We start from the raw sequence: 6,985 nt of genomic DNA, 5'->3' as shown, positions 1-6,985 counted from the left end.
AGCCAAAATAGGCAGCTTTTTTGAAAATAATATGGCGGTTAATTAAGCCATTTTTTGCTTAAGAAAATCCATAACATCAGCAGCAACAACTGCTTCTTTAATGCCTGTACGACGGTTCTTATATTCCATCTCGCCGTTTTCAAGGCTACGATCGCCAATCACGATTGTGTGAGGAATACCGATTAATTCCATGTCAGAGAACATCACACCTGGACGTTCTTTACGATCATCAAATAAGACTTCGATACCCATTGCAGTTAGATCTGCATATAGCTTCTCTGCTGCTTCTTGAACGCGCTCTGATTTGTGCATGTTCATTGGTACGATTGCGATTTGGAAAGGCGCTAGTGCGTCAGGCCAGATGATGCCGTACTTATCGTTGTTTTGCTCGATAGCTGATGCTACAACACGTGAAACACCGATACCGTAACAGCCCATTTCTAGAATTGAACTCTTACCGTTTGAATCAAGTACGCTACAGTTCATTTTTTCAGAGTAGGTAGTCCCTAACTGGAAAATGTGACCGACTTCGATACCACGTTTTAGCATCAACGTACCTTGACCACATGGGCTCGGATCGCCTTCTACCACGTTACGTAGATCATCAACACGACCTAGCTCAACGTCACGACCCCAGTTAATACCGATGTTGTGTTTGCCATCGATGTTAGCACCAGCAGCAAAGTCGCTCATTACAGCAACAGTGTGGTCAACGATAACAGGTAGCTCAAGGCCAACAGGACCTAGAGAGCCAGCACCCGCGCCGATAAGTGCACGCATTTCTTCTTCAGTCGCCATCTCTAGTGGAGATGCAACTTCTGCAAGATTTTCTGCTTTAATTTCGTTAAGTTCGTGGTCACCACGGATGATCAATGCAACGATAGGTGCGTCGATTTCATCAGAAGCTTTAACAAATAATGTCTTAACTGTTTTCTCGATAGCAATACCGTGTTGTTCAACCAATTCTGCGATAGTTTTCGCATTTGGCGTATCAATCACTGTCATTGCTTGGGTTGGTTCAGCACGCTCAACAGCAGGGGCAATTGCTTCTGCTTTTTCGATGTTAGCTGCGTAATCAGATTCAGTAGAGAATGCAATTAAATCTTCGCCGCTTTCAGCCAATACGTGGAACTCTTGAGAACCATTACCACCGATAGCGCCTGAATCAGCCAATACTGGACGGTACTCAAGACCCATGCGATCGAAAGCTTTACAGTAAGCAGCATGCATTGTATCGAAAGATTTCTGTAGGCCATCTTTATCGATATCGAAGCTGTAAGCATCCATCATGCAGAATTCACGTGCACGCATTACACCAAAACGAGGACGACGCTCATCACGGAATTTCGTCTGAATTTGATATAGGTTTAACGGCAGTTGCTTGTAAGAACTAACTTCATTACGCACAAGGCTAGTGATAACTTCTTCAGCTGTTGGGCTAAGTACAAACGGACGGAAATGACGGTCAGTAAAGCGAAGTAGTTCAGGGCCCATTTTTTCAGAGCGGCCTGTCTCTTCCCATAATTCAAACGGCTGAACAACGGGCATCAAGGTTTCGATTGCGCCTGCATTGTCGATTTCTTGGCGAACGATGTTTTCGACTTTACGCAGCACACGCAGACCTGTAGGTAGCCAAGTGTATAAACCTGAAGCTAGCTTACGGATCATGCCTGCACGTAGCATTAGTTGGTGACTAATGACTTCTGCGTCGTTTGGCGTCTCCTTCAGGGTAGAAAGAAGATATTTACTGGTACGCATTGATGGTATCCGTTATTGATAAAAGGAAAGAGAAGGAACTGATGTTCCACCCGTCAGTTTGATGACGATAGCCCGTTATATTACCAGCCTCGGCGCTATTCGCCAAAGATAACTGCATTGGAGCGATTATTGAACAAGGGTATCGATACTTACGACGGTAATGATAGGTTCTGCAACCGTGAACTGCACATTAAAATCAAATAAGTTTACTGCGTAAGTTTTATTATCTGATTTGCCTTTTTTATATGCTGGGCGTGGATCTTGTGCCAATACTTCAGTAATTACAGCACGGTGATAATCAGCTTGTTTACCTAATAATTGTTGCTGTGCATTCGGGCTAAATTTTACGTCGAGTGTCGGTGGTTGCTCAGATGCAAAGCCGCCTAACGCATCAGGTAAGCTGTCTGAATAGGGAATATACGGTTTAATATCAATAATTGGCGTGCCGTCAACTAAATCTGTGCCGCCAATATCAATAATGACTTGGCCATTGTGATGACGAATGCCTTTTAATTTTACGGCAGACATGCCAATGCCGTTGGGGCGAAAAGTGGCACGACTGGCAAACACCCCAATACGCTCATTACCACCAAGGCGCGGTGGGCGTACTGTTGGTCGCCAACCCGCTTCTAAATTTTGATCAAATAAAAACAATAACCAGATATGACTAAATTGTTCAATGCCACGTACTGCCTCTAATGAATTAGCCATACCTTGTAAAATAACTTCACAATGTGCACTCGGCACTAATCCAGGTTGGCGGGGTACCGCGAATTTTTCTTTATAGGGAGAGCGAACAGTACCAATAGGTTCAATGTGATAAGTCATTAAAGTAAGCCAGTTATAAGCCAAAAGTAGTCACTTAATATAACATAAAAAAAGCAGGCTCTAAGGCCTGCTATTGAAAGACATTATGTGAATATTGGTGATTACCAGCCTTTAACTGCACCGCCATTGAAGATGGTTTGGGCTGAATTATAGACATCATCTGATTGGTAAGCTTGAATGAACTTTTGCACATTTTCAGCTTTGACGTTGTCTTCACGAGCCACAATAATATTGACATAAGGTGACTGTTTATCTTCAACAAACACCCCGTCTTTTTCTGGGGTTAGGTTTAAGCTACTCGCATAAGTGGTATTAATAATCGCTAAAGCAACATCATCTAATGAGCGTGGCAATTGCGCAGCTTCTAATTCAACGATGTTAAGGTTTTTAGGATTGTTAACAATATCTAACACGGTTGCTGTTAAACCAGCATCAGCTTTGAGGGTAATTAAGCCTTGTTGTTGTAACAATAATAATGAACGGCCAAGGTTCGTCGGGTCATTGGGAACCGAAATCTGATCGCCATCTTTTAATTCATCAACAGATTTAATCTTATTAGAGTAGCCCGCGATAGGGTAAACAAATGTGTTACCCGCAATCGCAAATTTATAACCACGATCTTTAATTTGTTGCTCAAGATAAGGTTTATGCTGGAAAGCGTTGGCATCAATAGATCCTTCTGCTAACGCGGCATTTGGCGAAACGTAATCAGTAAAAGTAACTAATTCAACATCAAGTCCATATTTATCTTTAGCTTGTTTAGCAGCAACTTCTGCAACTTGCTCTTCTGCACCAGCCATCACGCCAATTTTTACTTTATTGTTATCAACAGCAGCTGTTTCTTGGTCACTACAACCTGCTAATGTGACCGCAGCAGCAACGCCAGCAATGGCAAAAAGATGTTTAAGATTGAACGCCATAGTATTTCTCCTTAAATGGGCTTTCCCTAATTGTGTAAATAATAAATAACAGCTTGAGTTATTAGCGGTGATCAACACGTTTGACTAAGTGATCACCAATAGATTGAATCAGTTGTACTAAAATAACTAACATGATGACGGTGATTGCCATGACGGTGCCATCAAAACGTTGATAACCGTAACGAATACCGACATCTCCTAAACCACCACCGCCAACCGTTCCTGCCATTGCCGAATAACTGATTAAGGTAACTAAGGTGATAGTGACGGCATTAATAATGCCTGGTAGTGCTTCGGGTAATAGCACTTTGGTAATGATCTGCATCGGTGTGGCACCCATAGCTTGTGCGGCCTCAATTAATCCTGTTGGAATTTCCAGTAATGCGCCTTCTACTAAACGAGCAATAAAAGGGATAGCCCCAACAGTCAGTGGCACAATAGCGGCTGCGGTACCAATAGAACTGCCAACCACAAATCGAGTAAAAGGAATAATGGCAACTAATAAGATAATAAAAGGGATTGAACGGCCAATATTAACCACAATACCGAGTGTTTTATTTAAAAGAGGGTTGTGCCATAAACCATTTTTCTTGGTGAGATGCAGGGCAACACCTAACGGAATACCAATGATAAAACCAATTAAGCCTGCAACAAACACCATGGTTAATGTTTGTCCTAATGCTTCGATAAGTAATTCAGTTAGGCGCTGATTGTTCTGCCACCATGTAGTTATTGCATCAAGAGACATAGCCTAGTACCTCGACATTTAATTTATGATCACGTAAAAAAGTAATAGCGTTATCTATGGCGGTTTGAGTACCAAAGAATTCAGCAAGCATTAATCCAAATTTCACTCCGCCGGCATAATCCATATTGGAACTGAGAATACTGATATCGAGATTAAACTCACGTGCAACTTGGCTAATCAAAGGCGCATCAACAGAGTCGCCAGTAAATTCAAGTCGAATTAATGGGTAGCTTCCTTTTATCGAGGTTGTTGTCATTCTTAATTGATAATCTTCAGGAATTGATAGATCTAACGTAGAGCGAATAAAAGCTTTCGCTAATTCTGTTTTTGGGTGCGCAAAAATGTCACCGACAAGACCTTGTTCGACTAATTCGCCATCACCAATGATCGCAACTTGATGACAAATACGTTTTACTACATCCATTTCATGGGTGATTAATAAAATGGTTAAATTAAGTTGCTGATTAATTTTACGTAATAAAGCCAGTATTGATTGGGTTGTTGCAGGATCAAGTGCGCTGGTGGCCTCATCACATAACAAGACTTTTGGATCAGAGGCTAAAGCGCGTGCGATAGCGACCCGTTGTTTTTGACCACCACTTAAATTTGAGGGGTAACTATGACGTTTATCGTCTAAACCAACAAGTGATAGTAATTCAGTGACTTTAGTGTTTATTTCTTGTTCTGAAGCGCCGGCAAGTTCTAGTGGTAAGGCAATATTGGCAAATACAGTACGTGATGACAGTAAATTAAAATGTTGGAAAATCATGCCAATTTTACGACGAGCTAACGTCAGATCATTAGATGAAAGATTGGTCAAATCAATGCCATCAACCACGACATTACCATTGGTTGGTTTTTCTAATAAATTTACGCAACGGATCAGAGTGCTTTTTCCTGCACCTGATGAGCCAATCACGCCAAAAATCGTTCCTTGTTCTATGGTGAGATTAATATCTTTTAGCGCATTGATCGCTTTTTCATCTTGATAGAACACTTTATTGACTTGTTTTATTTCTATCATTGAACTTCCTGATTCTTAGATAAAACGATTATATGAGAGTGATGTTATATTGCATATGTTGTTGCTGATTAGTTACTCTGGTTAAAACATCTTTGTAACTGTTAATCTGATGCTATTGGTAATCGGTTTTTAAGTCAATAGCTATTTTTACGTCTAGACGTCTAAATGGTTTTCGTCTTTATAACGGTGTTAACTTCAATGATAATCAGCTTGTTGGGGGTGATAACTAATACTTTTCGATGCCAACTCGTGCCATAATCTAATCAATATTTAATTAATATCTAATTTATTGAGGGCTTTTCTGTGGCCAAACCTGCTGTCTTTATTGATCGCGATGGCGTAATAAACGTTGATCGTGGCTATGTACATACTGTTGATGATTTTGAATACATCGATGGTGTTTTTGGTGCATGTAAAAAATTCAAAGAAATGGGTTACTTACTTGTTTTAGTCACCAATCAATCAGGTATTGCTCGTGGTATCTTCAGTGAAGATGAGTTTCTATCTTTGACTGAATGGATGGATTGGAACTTCGAAGATCAAGGTATTGAACTTGATGGTATTTACTATTGCCCGCATCATGCAACTGAGGGTAAAGGTGAATATTTACAAGATTGTGATTGCCGTAAACCTAATCCTGGCATGTTGATATCTGCTCAGAGTGATTTAAACATTGATATGTCAAAATCAGTGATGATTGGTGATAAGGCTGATGACATGAAAGCGGCAATCGCTGCCGATGTTGGTTTCAAAGTGTTAGTGCGTACTGGTAAAGCGATTACTGAAGAAGGTGAAGCTTTAGCTGATGCTGTTTTTGACGGCATTAAAAACATTCCAATATGGCTAGCAGAAAAAGCATAATTGTAATGATATAAAGCAGTAGTTAAGCTACTGCTTTTTTTTATTTAATATTCATATCAATATAGCTATAGATTATATAACTCTCCGTGATTGTGAATCCTGCCTTTATATCCACTCTTGTTTAACACTCTGTCGTTCAAAAACGCATTTGAAAGGTCGTTATTAGTTAGTAAATGTTTAAGTTAGATAGTAATAAATTTATCACTAGGTTTTTTACGGCTAAAAAATAGATAAAACCACCTTTGTTGAGTAAAAAGACAGCAGTTGGTTGTGCTGGTGTAAAAAATCGATTGTCAGCAACAAAAAACTCCCTATACTACGACCTCACTGACACGGACAACGGCGCAAGCGGTTACTGATAGTCAGTATGTTCTTTAACAATTTGACCATGCAATTTGTGTGGGCACTCACTGAATAGTTAAGTCGAAAGATTTATCAATAAACTGAGTGACCTAGAACTAGCAATAGTTCGATTGCTTTTTTAGTTTACTTTTTTAAAAGTAAAACAAGAAAGTGACACAGTTATTTAATTATCATTCTTTGAATGATAAAAAGCTTTAAAATTACACTCTCTATTTATAAAGAGTTGGTATTAAAGTCAGTATTTATTGAGCCGTTTCGAAAGAAACAACAAAACTTTAATTGAAGAGTTTGATCATGGCTCAGATTGAACGCTGGCGGCAGGCCTAACACATGCAAGTCGAGCGGTAACAGATTGATAGCTTGCTATCAATGCTGACGAGCGGCGGACGGGTGAGTAATGCCTGGGAATATACCCTGATGTGGGGGATAACTATTGGAAACGATAGCTAATACCGCATAATCTCTTGTCTTTTACGAGATGGG

6 protein-coding genes are annotated in these 6,985 nt (G+C 40.1%); 1 reads left to right on the top strand and 5 read right to left on the bottom strand.

Annotated elements, in window-relative coordinates; all coding sequences use genetic code 11:
- Window positions 1–42: 42 nt before the first annotated feature.
- The 5 genes from BTO21_RS09295 to metN form a co-directional block, all read right to left on the bottom strand.
- The gene (locus BTO21_RS09295; RefSeq protein WP_065208474.1) at window positions 43–1,758 is read right to left on the bottom strand and encodes a proline--tRNA ligase; all 1,716 of its coding nucleotides are present in this window, start codon (window positions 1,756–1,758) and stop codon (window positions 43–45) included.
- A 126-nt stretch (window positions 1,759–1,884) separates the two neighbouring features.
- Window positions 1,885–2,586: a tRNA (N6-threonylcarbamoyladenosine(37)-N6)-methyltransferase TrmO gene (gene tsaA / locus BTO21_RS09290; protein ID WP_045032777.1), complete on the bottom strand. Its 702-nt coding sequence runs from the start codon at window positions 2,584–2,586 to the stop codon at window positions 1,885–1,887.
- 101 nt (window positions 2,587–2,687) lie between these two features.
- Entirely contained in the window at window positions 2,688–3,506 is an 819-nt protein-coding gene (locus tag BTO21_RS09285) for a MetQ/NlpA family lipoprotein (protein ID WP_045032775.1), read from the bottom strand.
- A 61-nt stretch (window positions 3,507–3,567) separates the two neighbouring features.
- Window positions 3,568–4,254 carry a methionine ABC transporter permease gene (locus tag BTO21_RS09280; protein ID WP_045032773.1) on the bottom strand — a complete coding sequence of 229 codons (687 nt, stop codon included), beginning with the start codon at window positions 4,252–4,254 and terminating at the stop codon, window positions 3,568–3,570.
- Window positions 4,244–5,278 carry a methionine ABC transporter ATP-binding protein MetN gene (gene metN / locus BTO21_RS09275; RefSeq protein WP_045032771.1) on the bottom strand — a complete coding sequence of 345 codons (1,035 nt, stop codon included), beginning with the start codon at window positions 5,276–5,278 and terminating at the stop codon, window positions 4,244–4,246. Before metN ends, BTO21_RS09280 begins: the two co-directional genes overlap by 11 nt.
- 303 nt (window positions 5,279–5,581) lie before the next feature.
- On the opposite strand from metN, the gene gmhB reads away from it, so the two are divergent.
- Entirely contained in the window at window positions 5,582–6,139 is a 558-nt protein-coding gene (gene gmhB / locus BTO21_RS09270) for a D-glycero-beta-D-manno-heptose 1,7-bisphosphate 7-phosphatase (protein WP_045032769.1), read from the top strand.
- The last annotated feature ends 846 nt before the right edge of the window (window positions 6,140–6,985 follow it).

Source organism: Photobacterium phosphoreum, from assembly GCF_002954725.1.
Taxonomy (GTDB): domain Bacteria; phylum Pseudomonadota; class Gammaproteobacteria; order Enterobacterales; family Vibrionaceae; genus Photobacterium; species Photobacterium phosphoreum.
Note: the sequence above shows the minus strand (reverse complement) of the source record. Positions and strands in the feature narration are given on the sequence as shown.